This window comes from Sphaerisporangium perillae (genome assembly GCF_023276435.1).
In the GTDB taxonomy this organism is placed as follows: Bacteria; Actinomycetota; Actinomycetes; order Streptosporangiales; family Streptosporangiaceae; genus Sphaerisporangium; species Sphaerisporangium perillae.
In genome coordinates this window covers 21,016-37,587 of the sequence record NZ_JALLPO010000040.1, presented here as the reverse complement: position 1 = coordinate 37,587, position 16,572 = coordinate 21,016, and the positions used below count along the sequence as shown (strand labels likewise).

Sequence of the window (16,572 nt, the reverse complement as noted above, 5' to 3'; positions counted from 1 at the left end):
CGTTCAGTCGGGCGGGCGGCGACGTGCGGAGGGCAGCGGCACGGCGCCGGTGCCGGTGCCGGTGCCGGTGCCGAGGACGTCGGCGGTGACCGGCCACGCCGAGTGTGGCAGCAGCTCGACCTCGGGCATGCGCGCTACCTGCTGACCGGCTTCGTCGGGCCCGAACTGCCCGACGTCCTCGCCTTGGCGGACGTGTTGATCTCCCGCAGCGGCGCGGGGACGATCGCAGAGGTGACTGCGCTGGGCAAGGCGGCTATGTTCGTTCCCCTTGCCTCCTCCGCAGGTAACGAGCAGGCGCACAACGCGCGGCACCTGGCCGAGGACGGCGCCGCGGTGGCCGTGCTCGGCGAGGTTTCCGCGGAGGCCCTGCGGCAGGCCCTGGCTCCGCTGCTTACGGATCCGGGTCGGCGTGCCGCGATCGCGGAGCGGGCGCGGGCGCACGGTAGGCCTGACGCGGCTGACCGGCTCGTCGACGTCGTGCTGTCTGCCGCGGGCTGCTGACGTCTGCGTACGTGGTGGAGCCCGAGGCGAACCGTCGCCTCGGGCTCCACTGGTTCTGCGTCCGGATCCGATTAGGTGCTGGCAGCGGAGATGCCCCTCGTCCGGTCGCTGCGGTTCCCCAGGCCGGCGTTATCCCGGCCGTAGTGGGTGACCGCGCGTGATTCGTCCTGGGTCCTGGGCGCGATGTGGTGCAGCCTGGGCAGCGTGTCGGAGATGAGCTGGCAGCCGTACCTGATGGCCCGTTCCCAGACCGGCACGTTCCCGGAGCTCATCCGGGCCCATCTGCGTACCCCCGCCTCGCCGAACGGCCACCGAGGACGGCGACCGCACCCCACTCCGCCTCGAGACCTCGCGGCATGGCAGCGGCTCGACACGGCCGTCAGCCGCACGCTCGGCACCACGCGGCTGCCGACCGAACTCACGGTCTATCGAGATTGGGCCCCTCAGGTCGCCCGCTTCTCCTTCCGTACAGGCCATCTCGTCTAAGGGCCGTCGGCCTCCCGGCGTGTACCGGCGGCACGCCGTCGTGAGCTTCCGATAGATCACGAATTGCCGGGGAACCTGCCATGATGATCCCGAGCGGGGACATTGCGGGAGACGGGGATCTCCGCGCGCGGATCGCGTTCTGCCCCCGAGTTCTTCCAACAGACTTCCAAAGGGGACAGAACGTGCCTCACTTACGCCTCCGCCCCGTGGCGGGCGCCCTCGCATTGGCACTGGCCGCCACCGGCATCGCGGTGGCCCTTCCGCTGCTCCCGGCCTCCGCCACCCGGGTGGACGCCACCTGTGCGAACACGGCCGACGACGCGAAGACCATGCAGGCCGCGATCGACTCCTCCAAGGACGGAGACGAGGTCGTCTTCAAGGGACCGTGCCTGATCAACGCGACGATCACCCTGCTCGACCGCCGGACCTACCGCGGCGACGCGAAGGCGGGAACGGTGATCAAACAGGCGGACGGCGCGAACCTGCCGGCCATGCTGGCCTCCGAGTCGTGGGTCACCGACGCCGAGTACAGCTCGGACACGGTGCGCATCGAGCGGCTCACGCTCGACGGCAACCGGGACAACAACACCGGCACCGTCGGCCTGATGCTGCGATCGTGGAACGCCCGAGTCTACGACGTCGACATCTACGGCGCGCCCTCCGACGGCATCCGCATCAGCAACCCGTCCAAGAACGGCACCCTGCTGCGGAACACCATGGTGAACAGCGTGATCAGCGACGTCGACATCGAAGGGGCCGGCGGCTCGGGTCTCAAGGTGGTCGACCCGGGCAACTCCGTCACCGACTGGACCTTCCAGCGCTCCTGGATCGGCTTCAGCGGCGCGAGCGCCATCGAATCGGACAACGCGGCCGGGTGGACGTTCAGCGACCTGCACCTGTACGGGACGCCGAAGCACGCGATCGACGCTCACCGGTGCTTCGGCACCTCGATCCAGAACAACTACATCGAGGACTTCGGTGGGGAGGGCGCCGCGAACCAGACCTACTACGGTGTCCGCTGCGACCTGCAGGGTGAGGCGAACACCACGATCTCCAACAACCGGATCCACCGGTTCCTGCCGCCGCCGGACGTCCTCGCCGGCTACGGCAAGGCGCGCAAGCTCGGGATGGCGCCTCCGGTGCGTGCCCGTACCCTCACCGGCGCGCTGCCCCCGCACACCGACTTCGTCTACCTCGCCCTCGACGAGGTCAACTACGGCACGGGGCACGCCTCGGTGACCGGCAACACCATCCTCGGCCAGGGGACCAGGCGCGAGACCGGGATGCTGTTCGAGAAGGGGCAGGGCGACGGGATGTCCATCGCCTCCACCGGTAATCTCGTCGACAACGTCGGCAACCCGCGCGTCACCGGATCCGGGGTGCGCCTGACCCGCGGCTACTGATCCGTTCCCCGGGACGGTGACCGTCCGCCGCGCCGCCCCGCGTCCGCCCCGTCCCATCGAGCCGTCCGCCCTCGTCCGTCTCGCCGGCCGCGTCCATTCTCAGGTGGGCAGGCCGGCGTGTGCGGCCAGGCCGCGCTCGGTCCGCTGCTGTTGGTCTCCGGCCTGGCACAGGCGGCCGACGCGATGCTCGGGCTCCTGCGACGCGTCCCCGGCGTGGTCGTCACCGCCGGGGTGCTCGCCGTCCTCCACCTGCTGTCCGCCTGGTGGATCGCCGCTAGCTGACGGCCGTGCCGTCCCGGGCGGCCTGATTTGCCAGACCCCCGGGACGGCCGCTACCACGGGATGGGGCCGTCGTCTCCGAAGCAGCCGCCCGTCGGGCCGTCGTCGCCGAGGGTGGCGAGCCGCACCGCGATCGCGGCGCCGTCGGCCGCGCTGCGCGTGACGCCGGGAACGCCCCTGGTGAAGGCGGTGGCGCACAGGCCGGGATCCGCCGCGTTCACGAGGATCCCGTGCGGGCGGAGCGCATTGGCGTACTGCACGGTGAGCGAGTTGAGCGCCGTCTTGGACGGGACGTACGCCGCCGAGGGCGGCCGGCGGGCGAAGTGGCCCGCCGGATCGCCCATCAGTGTCAGCGAACCGAGGCCGCTGGTGACGTTGACGATGCGCCCCGCGGACGAGAGCAGCAGCAGCGGGATCATCGCGGTGGTCACGCGGACCACGCCGAAGACGTTGGTCTCGAACACCTCCCTGATGACGTCCAGGTCGGCCTCGCAGGGATCCTGCCCGGCGACGTCGCCGAGGATCCCGGCATTGTTGACCAGGACGTCGAGCACGCCGAACTCCTCGTCGACGTGTCGCGCGGCGGCCGCGACCGACTTGGCGTCGGTCACGTCGAGCTGGACCGCGCGCACGTCGGCCTCGCGGGACCGCAGGCCGGCCGCGGCCTCCTCGCCCCGGCCCAGATCCCTGGCGCCGAGCAGCACGGTCATGCCCCGCCCGGCCAGCTGCGCGACGATCTCGCGCCCGATTCCCTGGTTGCCGCCTGTGACCAGCGCCGTCGCGCGCCGGGTGGCGCCGTCGCCCGTCATGGCCGCCTGCCGTTTCGCGCGTTCTCGGCCGCCCCGGCGATCTCCCGGCTCATGCCGGGCTCGCGGTCGACGGCTTCGGCCGGCGCTCGGCGCGGAGCACCTCCACGACCGCGGCGATGTCGGCCTGGCTCCCCGCGTGCTCCGCCGCCTGCTCGTACCGCTGCCCGACCAGCCGGGCGATGGGCAGCTCGAGCCCGTTGGACTCCGCCACCTGCACCAGGTGCCCGACGTCCTTGGCGCCGAGCCGGGTGGAGAACCATCCCCGGTGGTCGCCGCTGATGAGGTCGTCGAGCCGGTTGCGGATGCCGACCGGGATGGTGGGCCACTGGTCGAGGACCTCGCGCAGCAGCTTGGTGTCGAGCGCCGCGGCCTCCGCCGTGGCCACCACCTCGGCGACCAGGGCGATCTCGGCCATCAGCAGGTAGTTGTTGAGCAGCTTGAACGTCGCCGCGCTGCCGGGGTCCTCGCCGCAGTACCAGTGGACGTTGAAGATCCGCGACCAGAGCGGCTCCAGGTGGTCGACCAGGCGCCGGTCGCCGCCCAGCAGGCCCGAGGCCATGCCCTCAAGAACGGTCTTCGGCGCCGCGATGATCGGCGCGGCCACGAACCGGTTTCCTGGTGCCATGTCCGCGAGCTTGCGGGAGGTGTCCGGTGCGACGGTGCTCATGTCGACGATGATCGGCGCGTCCGGGCCGGATCCGAGCCCGGTCAGTTGTCCCATGACCTCGAGGGCGGCCCGATCGTCGGCGAGCGACATCATCACCGCGTCGACGCCCTGCGCGGCCTCCGCCGGCGACGACGCCTCTGTCGCGCCGGCTTCGATCACCTCCGCGGCCTTCCCCGGCGTCCGGTTCCAGACCGTGACCTCGTGCCGGTGCGAGACCAGGCGCCCGGCCACCGCCCGGCCCATGTTGCCCATCCCAAGGACGGCTATCTGCATATGTCATCCCCCCTTGCCGCCATTGTCGCGGGCCTTTCACCGGCGGCGGCGAAGACTCGCTGGAGAAAGGCCGAGATGAAGGTTCGTTGGGGGAGCTGCGGTGCGATATCCATAATCGGAGGTAACAGGTCGTCCTTGTCCGGACATGCTGCTGAAAGGGGGGGAGTACCGTGATATCCCCTGGCGGTCAAGAGGACACGTGGTCGTGTTAGCCGCTAATAAGGCGAAGCGCATATATGTTTGCTGCAGGTGCACGTAAACGGGGGCATGAATGCGCATTCACCAACACAGGAAATGGGCCGGCGGCCTGGTTCTCATCGGCGGAGCGGGGATGGCGTTCCTCTGCGCCGTGACGCCGGCGGCGGCCCTGACACCGGCCGGCGGCGTCACCGGTACGGGGCAGGCCACGGCGCCGGCCGGCGGGCCGGAGCCCCGGGCGGGCCGTTCCGATCCCGACCTCATCGCCATGGGCGAGATCTGGAAGCGGCAGGCGGCCGCCTGGGCGCGGGGAGACGCCAACGCGTACGCCTCGATGTACACCCCCGACGCCGACCTCATCAACATCAGGGGCGAGCATCTGCACGGCCGTACCGTCATAGCCGCCCGGATCCAGCATTACTTCAACAACCAGCTCAAGAACACCCGCATCCTCCGGCTGGCCGAGCAGATCCGCCGCGTGTCGCCCACGATGGCGATCATCATCAGGAAGGACTGCGTGCTGTACGGCGCGGAGACGACCTGCAGCCCGGTCACCCTGTCGATCAACAGCAGCATCGTCGTCAAGCGCCAGGGCAAATGGCTGATCGAGTCCTTCCACAACACGCTCGTCCACCCCGAGGACGGGCGGCAGCGACCGTTCTAGAAAGGCCGTCGCCGGCCTCGCCGCTCCGGACCGGCTCTGACGGCGGCGGGCCGGCCTCGCGGGCGACGGCGCTCAGCCGATGAGGCTGAGCGCCCGCTCGGTGAGGCCGGCGGCCGGTGCGTGCGGCGGGGCTCATGGGCCGGTCGCCACCGAAACCAGCAGCCTCACCGCCTCGCCGATCGCGAACGCGGCCAGGCCGGTGACGATCGCGACGCCAATGGAGACCAGGCACCCCATCCTGCCGCCCATCTGGGAAGACCTGGGCAGCTCCTCGTGGACTCCCCACCACACAGGCCGGGGCTCCAGCATCAGGAACAGGATCGCCCCGACCTGGCCGACCGTGAAGAGCCAGAACCACGCCCAGCGGTTGCCGATGCGGGGCCGCGCCGTGCCCAGCATGCCGAGGAAGGCCAGAACGTAGGCGCCCCCGGCCAGCCACCCCACGTGCGCCACCGGCACCTGGAAGGGCCAGTCGGGGAAGATCCCCTGCGAGTTGTTGCCGTTGTTCTCGTGCCGTACGAACGGCCGCGCCTTCGCGGCGTACAGGTCCTTCGCCAGATCGGCCGACTCGTAGACGGCGACGCCCTGCTCGTCCACGTGCCAGAGCCCGTCCACCCGGTACCAGAACAGCGGCCCGGCGGACCAGCGCAGGTCGTTCAAGGACGGGCCCGACCCCCGCTCGATGATGTAGGTGACCTCGCCCGCCCGCAACGCGGCCTGGAACTCCTCGACGGAGCGGGGCGGGGGACTTGTGCTCAGCACGCTCACCAGCCCACCCCACAGCAGCACGACGAGCAGCAGCACCCGTCCCCATAACACGATCGACGCGTACGGCTCGCGCAGGACGAGCCTTTCCTGATCCGTCTCCACAAGCCCCACCCGTCGACGCCGATCCCCCTGACACCGACACCCTCCAGCCACCTCGATACCGGGGTCAATAGTGTGAGGTGGGTCTCGGCTTCCCGGGGCGACGGCGGCACGGGCGGCCAGGATCTGCTCGGCGGAGGTGTCCTCGCCGTTGGAACCCGCGGGCTGGGTGCCGTCGAGGTGGGGGGCTGTCAGTCCGGGAGTCGGTTGGGCGGTGGCGGCGAGGTCGGGCTGGTAGCCGTCAGAGGTGTCCACGACGAGGGTGGGAGGCCGAGGGAGATCGGGACCAACGATTCGATCGGGCTGTGGCCTGCCGCGATGGCGTTGAGCAGGTCGGTGTCGGCGTGTGCGGCGCGGTGGGCGTCATGGCCGGCGCGTCGGGCGGGGTCTTAGAGGAGGAACTGCTCCAGCAGGGGCGCCAGGATGTCGGGTGCCATGTCGTGTGGTGCGTCCACGCTGTGGCGCCGACCGTGAGCCAGCAGGTCGGTGACCGTTTGTGCGGCGTCCCGTCGCCAGGCGGCACTGTGGGTGCCGTCGATGACCAAGGTGGGGACGGAGATAGTGGCCGCCCAGTGCATGGGCAGGGAGAAGTCGCCCATCACGGCCATGTCATAGGCCAGGGTGTGGGCCATGGCTTCGAGGCTTCGCCACTGGGGAGCCGAGCGCATCGCGGCGATGACCTCGGCCGGCATCTCCACAGCGGTGGTCAGGAAGAGTTCGACCGCGTCGCCTCGGCGATCTGCCCGTACGAGCTTGTCGAGCTGCGCGCTGAAGTCCAGGGGTAGGGCTGCGCGGGCGTCGTCGAGCATGAAGGGCGGCTCGATCAACACCAGTGCGGTGATCGGCACGCTGCGCGCAGCCGCCTCGGCGATCAGGACGGCGCCTGAGGAGACGCCGAGGGCGAAGGCGGACTCACCGTCCTGGCCGATGACGGCTGCCAGGTCCTCAATCTCCCGGGCGACCGTATACGGCTCGGTGTCCCCGCTCCCACCGCGACCGCGGCGATCATAGGTGATCACGGTGAACCGCGGTGCTAGCCGTACGGCCAGCGCGGTGAAGTCCGTCCGCTCGTTCAGTGCGCCGCCGACCAGGATGAGGGGCGGGCCTTGGCCCCATCGCTCGACGGCGATAATCGTGCCGTCGGCCGCGGTGGCGGTGGCCTTGGCTCCGCTCTGCGCCCCGCTGTCCGGGGCGCCCGTTGCCGGGTGTGGCTCACGGTAGAGGTCGCTGGCCTGGATGAGCAGGCCGCCGTGCCCGTAAAGCCGTGGCTCGTTGCGGCCTGTCAGCTCCTCGTAATAGGCGAGGTACTGCCTGCGGGTCTCCTCCAACTCGCCCGAGTCGCGCAGGCGGTCCAGGCAGAAGGCCCGGACGGTTTCCAGGAGCCGGTACCGGGAGCCGGTCGTCTCGGTCAGCGGCCAGACCAGGGAACGATCGACGAGGCGGGTGAGCAGGTCGGCGACGTCACCGGGGCAGATCGCCTCCGCCGCCTGCAGGCTCCACGCCTCGGGGTGGATGGCCAGTCGGCGCAGCACGGCCTGTTCTGGCTCGGTGAGCAGGTCCCAGCTCCATTCGATCATGGCCTGCAACGTCCGCTGCCGGTCCGGCGCGCCGCGACGGCCGGTGGCCAGCACCCGGAAACGATCGTCGAGACGCGCGGCGAGATCGTGGATCTCCAGGGCGCGGACGCGGGTCGCGGCCAGTTCGAGCGCGAGGGGCAGGCCGTCGAGTCTGCGGCAGATCTCCACCACGGCCGCCGTGTTGGCGGCAGTGAGCTGGAAGTCGGGCTTGGCCGCGGTGGCCCTGGCCACGAACAGCTGGATGGCGCTGGATCGCGCCACGGCGCCGGAGTCGGTGGCCGAGGACGGCAGGTCGAGCGGCGGGACCGGCCACACCTGCTCGCCGAGGATGCCCAGGGGTTCGCGGCTGGTGGCCAGGATCCGCAGCTGCGGAGCGGTCCGCAGCAGCCTGTCGGCCACTGCGGCGATCTGCTCCACCACGTGCTCGCAGTTGTCCAGGACCAGCACGCGCTCCCCGTCGGGCTGGGTGAGGTTCCCGATCGCCTGGAGGAGCTCCTGCTCACTGGCGGAGCCGTCGAGGGCGGCCAGCTCCACCAGCCAGGCGTCGTCCAGATCCCGGGCGATCTCCAGGGCCAGGCTGGTCTTGCCCACGCCACCCGGCCCGGTGAGCGTCACGAGCCTGCCGCTGCGCAGGCGGGCCCGAACACGTTCCACTGCCGCGGCCCGGCCGATCAACTCGGTCATGGCGGCGGGCAGATTCGTCTGAGCCGACGCCTTTGCCGGTACCGCGGCCAGCGCGGGATCCTGGCTGAGGATCGCCTGGTGGAGGCTGACGAGGTCGGCGGCGGGGTCCAGGCCCAACTCGTCGGCCAGGCGGGTACGGAGGTCATGGTAGGTCTCCAGCGCCTGGCTATGCCGTCCTGACCGGTACAACACGCGCATGTAGATGGCGCGCAGGCGCTGCCGTAACGGATGTCCGGCCACGACCTCGGCGAGCTCGGCTGACAGCAGATGGTGCTCTCCCAGCTCCATGCGGGCCTCGGCGTGCTCCTCGATGACGACCATCCGCTCCTCTGCGAGCCGGTCGATGGCCGCGCGGGCGAAGGGCGCTTCGGATACGTCGGCGAAGGCCGGTCCCCGCCACAGCGCTAGAGCGTCGGCGAGAAGCGACCCGCGGGTACGTGGCTCGGCGACTGTCCGCGCACGCTGGGCCAGCCCACGGAACCGGCTCACGTCCACCGCGTCGTCCGCTACTCGCAGCACATAGCCCGGTGGCTGGGTCACCACCAGGTCCCGGCTTCCCGGCTCCGCCTCCTCCAGCGCCCGCCGCAGTTGGGAGACGCGGGTCTGCAGGGTGCTGGTGGGATTGGCCGGAAGCTCATCGCCCCACAGATCATCGATGAGGGCGCTGATCGACACCGGGCGGCCCTCTCCCAGGAGCAGGTCGGCCAGCAGGGCGCGGACCTTCGTGTCGGGAACCCGAACCAGTGCACCGTCATCTGTCCAGACGGCAAGCGGACCAAGTACGCCAAATCGCATGCCTCAGGCTAGTGGTCCAAGGCCGCCCGGAAGTAGTTCTAAAGCCGTTCTGAAGCCTCCGCCGACAAGCTGTGGACATCAGCAAGACAGACGGAAGGAACCCCGAGATGACCGCCATCACCACAACCGCCCGCCGTACCAACTGCTCGCCTCAGGCCCGGATCACCAAGTCCCTGCTGGGCTGGGGAGTGGTCGCAGGTCCGCTGTATGTGGTCGTGACCGGCGTGCAGGCACTGACCCGCGACGGGTTCGACCTCACCCGGCACCCGGCCAGTCTGCTGGCCAACGGCGGCCCCGGCTGGATCCAGATCGCCAACCTCATCCTGGCGGGCCTGATGACCATCGCCGCCGCGGTCGGAATGCGGCGGGCCGTGCGGGCGGGCAGGGGCCGCGTCTGGGGGCCACGGCTGATGGCACTGTACGGCGGAGGCCTGATCGCTGGCGGGATCTTCCGAGCCGACCCGGCCCTGGGCTTCCCGGTCGGAACGCCTGAGGGGCCCGGGCCAGTCAGCTGGCACGGTCTGCTGCACTTCGTCGGCGGCGGAATCGGCTTCCTCGGGCTGATCGGCGCCTGCCTGGTGTTCGCCCGCGCCTACGCCGCCCTTGGCCGCCGCGGATGGGCGATCTACAGCGGGGCTACCGGGATCGTCTTCTTCGCCGCCTTCGCCGGGATCGCGTCCGGCCCAGGGAACGCCGTCATCAACCTCGCCTTCACCGTGGCCATGGTGCTGGGCTGGGCCTGGATCTGCGCCACCTCCGCCCACCTGATGCGACAGGCGGCCTAAGTCATGAGGTTCCACACCATCGTCCTGAGCAGCGGCAAAACCACCACCGGGATCGAAGTGCCCGCCGAGATCGTCGAAGCCCTCGGCGGCGGGAAGCGGCCGAAAGTTCGCCTCACCATCGCCGGCCACACCTTCCGCAACTCGGTGGCGCCGATGAACGGCACCTACATGCTCGGCCTGAACGCCGACGTCCGGCAGCAGACCGGCGTGGCGGCAGGCGACACCATCGAGATCGACCTGCAGCTCGACACCGAACCGCGCGAGGTCGCCGTTCCGGCCGACTTCGCGGCGGCCCTCGACCGCGAACCGGCAGCCAGGAACCTCTTCGACCGGCTCTCCTACAGCAACCGCCGCGCCCACGTCCTGTCGATCGACGGCGCCAAGACCGACGCGACCCGCCAGCGACGCATCGACAAATCCGTCGCCACCCTGGCCGCCGGGAACATCCGCTAACCAGCCCAGTCCCACCCACTGCCCAACGAATCGGAAGAGATCATCATGACCTTCGTCACCTCCCAGGACGGCACTCGCATCGCCTACGACAGCATCGGTTCAGGCCCGGCGGTCATCGTGATCGGCGGAGGGCCGGTCGATCGGACAGCCGAATCGCCGCTGGCCGCACTGCTGGCCGAACACTTCACCATCTACAGCTACGACCGGCGCGGCCGCGGTGAAACCGTAGACACCGCTGCGTACTCGGTCGACCGCGAGTTCGACGACCTCCAGGCCCTGATCACCGAGGCCGGCGGGTCCGCGATGGTCTACGGCACCTCCGGCGGCGCAATGATCGCGATCCAGGCCGCCGCCCGCGGCCTGCCCATCACCAAGCTGGCCCTATGGGAGGTCCCTTACATTCTGCCCGGTACCCGCGAGCCCGTCCCCGCCGACTACCGCGACCAGCAGTACGCCCTACGGGCCCAAGGCCGCTTCGGCGACATGATGGAACTGTTCATGCTCAAGGCCGCGCTCATGCCCGCCGGGTTCGTCGAAGGCATGAAGGCCGCTCCGTTCTGGGAGGCGATGGCGGCCGGGGCGAGCTGCCTGGCCTACGACGCCGACGTCGCCGCAGACTTCGGCCTGCCCTCCGAGGCACTGAAGACCATCACCATCCCCACCCTCGTCATAGACGGCGCGACCACCCCCTGGATCACCGCCGCGGCCGAGGCGATCGCCGATGCCCTGCCCGACGCCCACCGCACCACGCTGCACGGCCAACCCCACAACGTCGACGCGGCGGCCATCGCCCCCGCCGTCACCGAGTTCTTTGGCGCGAACCGATGAGGAAGATCGTCGCGCAGCTGTTCGTGTCCGTCGACGGCGTCATGCAAGCCCCTGAGAACTGGCACTTTCCCTACTACGACGAGCGGATGGCCGAAGTGGTCGCCGAGCAGTTCCACCAGTCCGACATCCTGCTTCTGGGCCGGACCACCTACCAGGCGTTCGCCGGCTCCTGGCCCCAACGCGGCAGCGAAGTGCCGCTCGCGGACCGGATCAACACGATGCCCAAACTGGTCGCCTCCACCACCCTGAACACCGTGACGTGGCAGAACAGCACCCTGATCAGCGGCAGCGCCGCCGACGAGCTCACCAAGCTCAAGCAGCAGCCCGGCCGCAACATCACCATCGCCGGCAGCCCCACCCTGATCCGCTCACTCCTGCACGACGACGTCCTGGACGAACTCCAGCTGCTGGTTCACCCGGTGGTCCTCGGCCGCGGCGGGCGGCTTTTCGAGGAGGGCGGCTTGAACAAGTCACTACGCCTGGCCGGCTCTGAGGTCTTCAAGACCGGCGTCGTCCACCTGACCTATCAGCCGGCGGTTCCCCAGTAGAGGACACCCTTGTAGCCGGTATTCCGCACCGGGATACCGGCTACAAGGGTGTCCGCACTATGACGAGGCGACCCTACGTTTCGAGCGGGGCCGGCCATCGCGCAGGACCCAATACCGCCACCCGCTGCTCGCCGCAGGCCTTCATGGAGAACTACACCGGCGGTTACCACCTGCGCGACGGCACCGTGACCACCGCGTTCGAGCCGGACGTGCCGCAGCAGGTCATGGCCGTCGACGACGTCGGCGTGTTCACCGCGCTGGCCTTCGCCCGGCCGAGCGAATGGATCGGCCGGACGATCGACCTGGCCGGTGACGAGCTGACCCCACGGCGGATCACCGAGGCCATCGGGCGGGCGATCGGGCGGACCGTGCCGTACGTGCAGCTCCCGATCGAGGTGATCCGGCAGGTCGGCGAGGAGTTCGCGTACGCCTACGAGTGGCTCAACGAGCGCGGCTACCGGGCCGACGTGGCCGCCGCGCGACGAATCCACCCCGGCTTGGCGGACTTCCGTACCTGGCTGGACCGGACCGGGGCGGCCCGGATCGAGACGTTCTTCGCCGCTGAACGCGCCGAAAAGCACGCCGGCAGGCCGGGCGTCGTCTAGAGAGGAGCAGTTCGAAGATCCGCCGCCACATCCCCCGGTCGGGTGGTAGCCCCCGCACACGCCTCGTTCTGAGCGGAGGGTGTGCGCCGCCGTACTCGGTCTGTCAGCTCTCGATGCGGAGGCGGGTCAGGCCTTCTCCTTGCCAAGAGGCAGGGGGAGCTGGGCCACGAGCGCGAAGCCACCCTCGGAAGTCGGTCCGGAAACGAGCTTGCCGCCTGCGAGGACGATCCGCTCCCTGACGCCGGCCAGACCGTAGCCGCCCCCGAGGGAGGGCGCCGCCCGGACCGCTTCCCCGCCGCGGTCCGCGCTGTTGACCACGGACACGGTCACGTGGTCGCCGCTGAGCTCACAGGAGACCCGCACCTGGGAGTTGGGCGCGTGCTTGCGTATGTTGCTGAGTCCCTCCTGGACGAGCCGGTAGCACGCGTGTGCGACCTGCCTCGGCAGCGTCCCAGGGGGCACGTCGAGGTGGAGGCTGACCTCCAGCCCGGTGGCCTGCTCCTCCTTCACCAGGCGCGTGATCCCCCCGACCCCCTGGGTCCTGGGCAGGTCCTCGTGACGGAGCACCGTGAGAAGTTCACGCAGTTCGCTGAGCGCCTGGACACCCTTGTCTTCGATGTGGGCCGTCAGCTCGCTGATCTCACTGGGTTCCTCGGCGCCCTGGATGATGCCCGCCGTGAGGACCATGGCGGTGACCGCGTGGGTCACGGTGTCGTGCAACTCTCTGGCGATCTTGCGGCGCTCCTCGGAGGCGGCGTGCTCCTCGCGCTCGCGCACTCCGGTTCGCAGGTCGCGGATCAGCCGCCGGTAGCCGTGCACCCAGGTCCCCACCAGCGCGGGCAGATAGATGAGCGTCAGCGCGCGCACCATGCTGAGATAGACGACCTTGTCCGTGTGGGGATTCGTATAGTCGACCACGATGTACACGGCTGTGAGAGCCAGGGCGACATACTGCCATCGGCGCATCCTGTGCTCGGCCGTCATCGAGTAGACGGCGAGGATCATCGGCACGGTCTGCCCGGTGAGGCAGGCGCATGCGGCCGAGGCGATGATCGCCGGCCAGGGGGTGCGGCGCCGTACCAGCATGGTCGCCGCCGTGATCGCCCCGATGAGGAACTCGATCCAGTCCGGTACGGGCCCCCACAGGGAGAAGGAGTAACCGATGACCGTCGTCGGGATGGTGAACGCGAGAACGGCCGCGGCCAGTAACACGTCGATGAGTACATCGCGGTACCGGGCCACGAAGTCGCCCCATTTCCCCCCCATACTGCTAGTTTGCGGCCTGACCTGCTGGTTGTCATATTGCTTGCGGCCCGTTTGGTGCCGCTCTGCCGTACCCTGACCGCGCTGCTGGTCATAGCCCGATCGCATGCGCTGTATCGACTTGTCCGTGGCGGTGGCCATACCTCAGGTGGCGAAGGTGGCGGGAACGGGTGACGCCCGGGTCTCCGACTGGAGACCCGGGCGTCGTTGTCCATCCGGGGCCGGGGACGAAGGTGCCCTTGATGGCCCGGGTGCTGTGCGGCGGCTCGCCCGCCCGTTCCGGGCCGGGGAGGTCAGCCCATGTGGGGGTAGCGGTGGTTGGTCGGCGGGACGAAGGTCTCCTTGATGGCGCGGGCGCTGACCCAGCGGACGAGGTTGAAGATGGAGCCGGCCTTGTCGTCGGTGCCGGAGGCGCGGGCTCCGCCGAAGGGCTGCTGGCCGACGACCGCGCCGGTGGGCTTGTCGTTGATGTAGAAGTTGCCCGCCGCGAAGCGCAGCCGCTCGGCCGCCGAGGCGATGGCGTACCGGTCCTGGGCGATGATCGAGCCGGTCAGCGCGTACGGCGACACGCTCTCCATCTGGTCCAGGACGGTGTCGAACCGGCTGTCGTCGTACACGTGCACGGCCAGGATCGGGCCGAAGTACTCCTTGACGAAGATCTCGTCGGCGGGGTCGGCGCCCTCGAGGATGGCCGGCTTGACGAAGTAGCCGGTGGAGTCGTCGTAGGAGCCGGTGAGCACCTCGATGCCCTCGGTGGCGCGGGCCCGGTCGATGGCGGCCTTGTGCTTGGCGAAGGCGCGGGAGTCGATGACGGCGCCCATGAACGTCGACAGGTCGCCGGCCACGTCGCCCACGGTCAGGGACTCGGCGGTCGCGACGACGTCGTCGCGGATCGCCGACCAGATGGAGCGCGGGACGTACGCCCGGGACGCCGCCGAGCACTTCTGGCCCTGGTATTCGAACGCGCCGCGGATCAGCGCCGTCGACAGCACGGCGGGGTCGGCGGAGGGGTGGGCGAGCACGAAGTCCTTGCCGCCGGTCTCGCCGACCAGGCGCGGGTAGCCGTGGTAGGAGCCGATGTTGGCGCCGACGGTGCCCCACAGGTGCTGGAAGGTGGCGGTGGAGCCGGTGAAGTGGATGCCGGCCAGGTGGGGGTCGGCGAGCGCGACCTCGGAGACGGCCGCGCCGTTGCCGGTCACCATGTTGATGACGCCCGGCGGCAGCCCGGCCTCCTCCAGCAGGCGCATGGTGAAGTGCGCGGCGAACTGCTGCGTCGGCGACGGCTTCCAGACGACGACATTTCCCATCAATGCCGCAGAAGTCGGCAAATTTCCGGCGATGGCGGTGAAGTTGAACGGCGTGATCGCCAGCACGAAGCCTTCCAGCGGCCGGTACTCCATCCGGTTCCACACGCCCGGCGACGAGATCGGCTGCTCGTTGAGCAGCTGCCGTGCGAAGGACACGTTGAAGCGCAGGAAGTCGATCAGCTCGCACGCGGCGTCGATCTCCGCCTGCTGCACCGACTTCGACTGGCCGAGGATCGTGGCCGCGTTCAGCGTCGCGCGGTACGGCCCGGCCAGCAGGTCGGCGGCCTTGAGGAAGATCGCGGCGCGCTCGTCGAACGACAGCGCCCGCCAGGCCGGCGCGGCCGCGAGCGCGGCGTCGATGGCGGCGCGCACGTCGGCGCCGGAGGCGTCGGCCGCACGGCCGAGCACGTGGGCGTGGTTGTGCGGCTGGACGACGTCGATCGAGGCGCCCGAGGCCATGCGACGCTCGCCGCCGATCGTCATCGTCAGGTCGATCGTGGTCCCGGACAGCTCCTTGATCCGGCTCTCCAGCGCGGACCGCTCGGCGCTGCCGGGTGCGTAGCCGTACACCGGCTCGTTGGCCGGGACGGGGACGTTGCTGACGGCATCCATGGAAGACCTCACTTGGAGCGGAGTGAACGCAGGAAGAAGGCGATGTTGGCGGGACGCTCGGCGAGGCGGCGCATGAAGTAGCCGTACCAGTCGTCGCCGTAGGGGACGTAGACGCGGACGCCGGACCCGGCGCGGGCGAGGGCCTCCTGCTTGTCGGTCCTGATGCCGTAGAGCATCTGGTACTCGAAGGAGTCCCGCTCGCGCCCGGCGCGGTCGGCCAGCAACTCGGTGATGGAGATCAGCCGGTCGTCGTGCGTGGCCACCATGGGGTATCCCTTCCCCTCCATCAGGATACGCAGGCACCGCACGTACGCCTTGTCCACGTCGCTCTTCTTCTGGTGGGCGACCGAGGCCGGCTCGCGGTAGGCGCCCTTGACCAGGCGGACCCGTGACCCCTCGTGGGCCAGGTCGCGCAGGTCGGCCTCGCTGCGGTACAGGTAAGCCTGGATGGCGACGCCGGTCTCGGGGAAGTCCTCGCGCAGCGCGCGCAAGATCGACAGCGTGGAGTCGACCGTGGTGTGGTCCTCCATGTCGAGGGTCACCGTCGTCCCCGCGTCGCGCGCGGCGGCGCAGATCTGGCGGGCGTGGTCCAGGGCCATGCCCTGGTCGAGCACCTGGCCGACGGCGGACAGCTTGACCGACACCTCGGCGCGGCGGCCGAGGCCGATGGGGCTAAGCGCGTCGAGCATCGAGACGTAGGCCTTGACGGTGTCCGCCGCGGCCCGCGCGTCCTTGGTCTCCTCGCCGAGGTGGTCGAGGGTGACCGAGAGGCGGGCGTCGGTGAGGCGCTGGACGGCCGAGAGCGCGTCCCCCGCGTCCTCGCCCGCGACGAACCGGTCGACCACAAGCCGGGTGACCGGGAAACCGGAGACGGCGCGGCGCGCGAGAGGGCTCCGCGATACCGCCAAAAGTACGGAACCGAGCATGTTCACCACCATAAATCCGCAGCTCAATGGCTTCCATGGACA

At 69.9% G+C, this 16,572-nt stretch carries 17 protein-coding genes and 1 pseudogene; 10 read left to right on the top strand and 8 right to left on the bottom strand.

Annotated features, from left to right (window positions below; all coding sequences use genetic code 11):
* Positions 1-3 precede the first annotated feature (3 nt).
* Positions 4-129: a hypothetical protein gene (locus MYF83_RS43240; protein WP_279340372.1), complete on the bottom strand. Its 126-nt coding sequence runs from the start codon at positions 127-129 to the stop codon at positions 4-6.
* On the opposite strand from MYF83_RS43240, the pseudogene MYF83_RS32485 reads away from it, so the two are divergent.
* From MYF83_RS32485 to MYF83_RS32470, 4 genes and pseudogenes are all read left to right on the top strand, one after another.
* Positions 130-501 (top strand): annotated as a pseudogene (locus MYF83_RS32485) (glycosyltransferase); the annotation flags it as partial.
* 147 nt (positions 502-648) lie between these two features.
* Positions 649-987: a hypothetical protein gene (locus MYF83_RS32480; RefSeq protein ID WP_248964579.1), complete on the top strand. Its 339-nt coding sequence runs from the start codon at positions 649-651 to the stop codon at positions 985-987.
* Between the two features lie 182 nt (positions 988-1,169).
* A complete protein-coding gene (locus MYF83_RS44005; protein ID WP_248964578.1) occupies positions 1,170-2,390 on the top strand; it encodes a right-handed parallel beta-helix repeat-containing protein in 1,221 nt (406 codons plus the stop codon).
* Between the two features lie 117 nt (positions 2,391-2,507).
* Complete coding sequence (locus MYF83_RS32470) at positions 2,508-2,672, top strand: hypothetical protein (RefSeq protein ID WP_248964577.1); 165 nt, start codon at positions 2,508-2,510, stop codon at positions 2,670-2,672.
* Between the two features lie 50 nt (positions 2,673-2,722).
* Here the strand turns inward: MYF83_RS32470 and MYF83_RS32465 are convergent, their stop codons facing one another.
* Together MYF83_RS32465 and MYF83_RS32460 are read right to left on the bottom strand one after the other, a co-directional pair.
* Entirely contained in the window at positions 2,723-3,478 is a 756-nt protein-coding gene (locus tag MYF83_RS32465; protein ID WP_248964576.1) for an SDR family oxidoreductase, read from the bottom strand.
* A 49-nt stretch (positions 3,479-3,527) separates the two neighbouring features.
* Positions 3,528-4,418, bottom strand: coding sequence for an NAD(P)-dependent oxidoreductase (locus MYF83_RS32460; RefSeq protein ID WP_248964575.1), 891 nt, complete (start codon positions 4,416-4,418; stop codon positions 3,528-3,530).
* Between the two features lie 271 nt (positions 4,419-4,689).
* Here MYF83_RS32460 and MYF83_RS32455 point away from each other — a divergent pair, with 271 nt between their 5' ends.
* A complete protein-coding gene (locus MYF83_RS32455) occupies positions 4,690-5,280 on the top strand; it encodes an SgcJ/EcaC family oxidoreductase (RefSeq protein WP_248964574.1) in 591 nt (196 codons plus the stop codon).
* 132 nt (positions 5,281-5,412) lie between these two features.
* Here MYF83_RS32455 and MYF83_RS32450 read toward each other — a convergent pair whose 3' ends face one another.
* Both MYF83_RS32450 and MYF83_RS32445 read right to left on the bottom strand, forming a co-directional pair.
* Positions 5,413-6,150 carry a hypothetical protein gene (locus tag MYF83_RS32450; RefSeq protein WP_248964573.1) on the bottom strand — a complete coding sequence of 246 codons (738 nt, stop codon included), beginning with the start codon at positions 6,148-6,150 and terminating at the stop codon, positions 5,413-5,415.
* A gap of 386 nt (positions 6,151-6,536) precedes the next feature.
* Positions 6,537-9,203 (bottom strand): AfsR/SARP family transcriptional regulator, encoded by a 2,667-nt coding sequence (locus tag MYF83_RS32445; protein WP_248964572.1) that lies wholly within the window; start codon positions 9,201-9,203, stop codon positions 6,537-6,539.
* Between the two features lie 107 nt (positions 9,204-9,310).
* On the opposite strand from MYF83_RS32445, the gene MYF83_RS32440 reads away from it, so the two are divergent.
* Genes MYF83_RS32440 through MYF83_RS32420 form a run of 5 tightly spaced genes read left to right on the top strand, consistent with a single transcriptional unit; the run spans position 9,311 to position 12,422 of the window.
* Complete coding sequence (locus tag MYF83_RS32440) at positions 9,311-9,988, top strand: DUF998 domain-containing protein (RefSeq protein WP_248964571.1); 678 nt, start codon at positions 9,311-9,313, stop codon at positions 9,986-9,988.
* Between the two features lie 3 nt (positions 9,989-9,991).
* Entirely contained in the window at positions 9,992-10,441 is a 450-nt protein-coding gene (locus MYF83_RS32435; RefSeq protein ID WP_248964570.1) for a YdeI/OmpD-associated family protein, read from the top strand.
* 45 nt (positions 10,442-10,486) lie between these two features.
* Positions 10,487-11,269: an alpha/beta fold hydrolase gene (locus MYF83_RS32430; RefSeq protein WP_248964569.1), complete on the top strand. Its 783-nt coding sequence runs from the start codon at positions 10,487-10,489 to the stop codon at positions 11,267-11,269.
* Positions 11,266-11,817, top strand: coding sequence for a dihydrofolate reductase family protein (locus MYF83_RS32425; protein WP_248964568.1), 552 nt, complete (start codon positions 11,266-11,268; stop codon positions 11,815-11,817). The genes MYF83_RS32430 and MYF83_RS32425 overlap by 4 nt, the downstream gene beginning before the upstream one ends.
* A 59-nt stretch (positions 11,818-11,876) precedes the next feature.
* Positions 11,877-12,422 (top strand): NmrA family NAD(P)-binding protein, encoded by a 546-nt coding sequence (locus MYF83_RS32420; protein WP_279340371.1) that lies wholly within the window; start codon positions 11,877-11,879, stop codon positions 12,420-12,422.
* A 126-nt stretch (positions 12,423-12,548) separates the two neighbouring features.
* Here the strand turns inward: MYF83_RS32420 and MYF83_RS32415 are convergent, their stop codons facing one another.
* The 3 genes from MYF83_RS32415 to MYF83_RS32405 form a co-directional block, all read right to left on the bottom strand.
* A complete protein-coding gene (locus tag MYF83_RS32415) occupies positions 12,549-13,664 on the bottom strand; it encodes a sensor histidine kinase (protein ID WP_248964566.1) in 1,116 nt (371 codons plus the stop codon).
* Positions 13,665-13,978: 314 nt separating this feature from the next.
* A complete protein-coding gene (gene pruA, locus MYF83_RS32410; protein ID WP_248964565.1) occupies positions 13,979-15,604 on the bottom strand; it encodes an L-glutamate gamma-semialdehyde dehydrogenase in 1,626 nt (541 codons plus the stop codon).
* A gap of 8 nt (positions 15,605-15,612) precedes the next feature.
* On the bottom strand, positions 15,613-16,530 hold the full coding sequence (locus MYF83_RS32405) for a proline dehydrogenase family protein (RefSeq protein WP_248964564.1): 918 nt from the start codon (positions 16,528-16,530) through the stop codon (positions 15,613-15,615).
* Between the last annotated feature and the right edge of the window lie 42 nt (positions 16,531-16,572).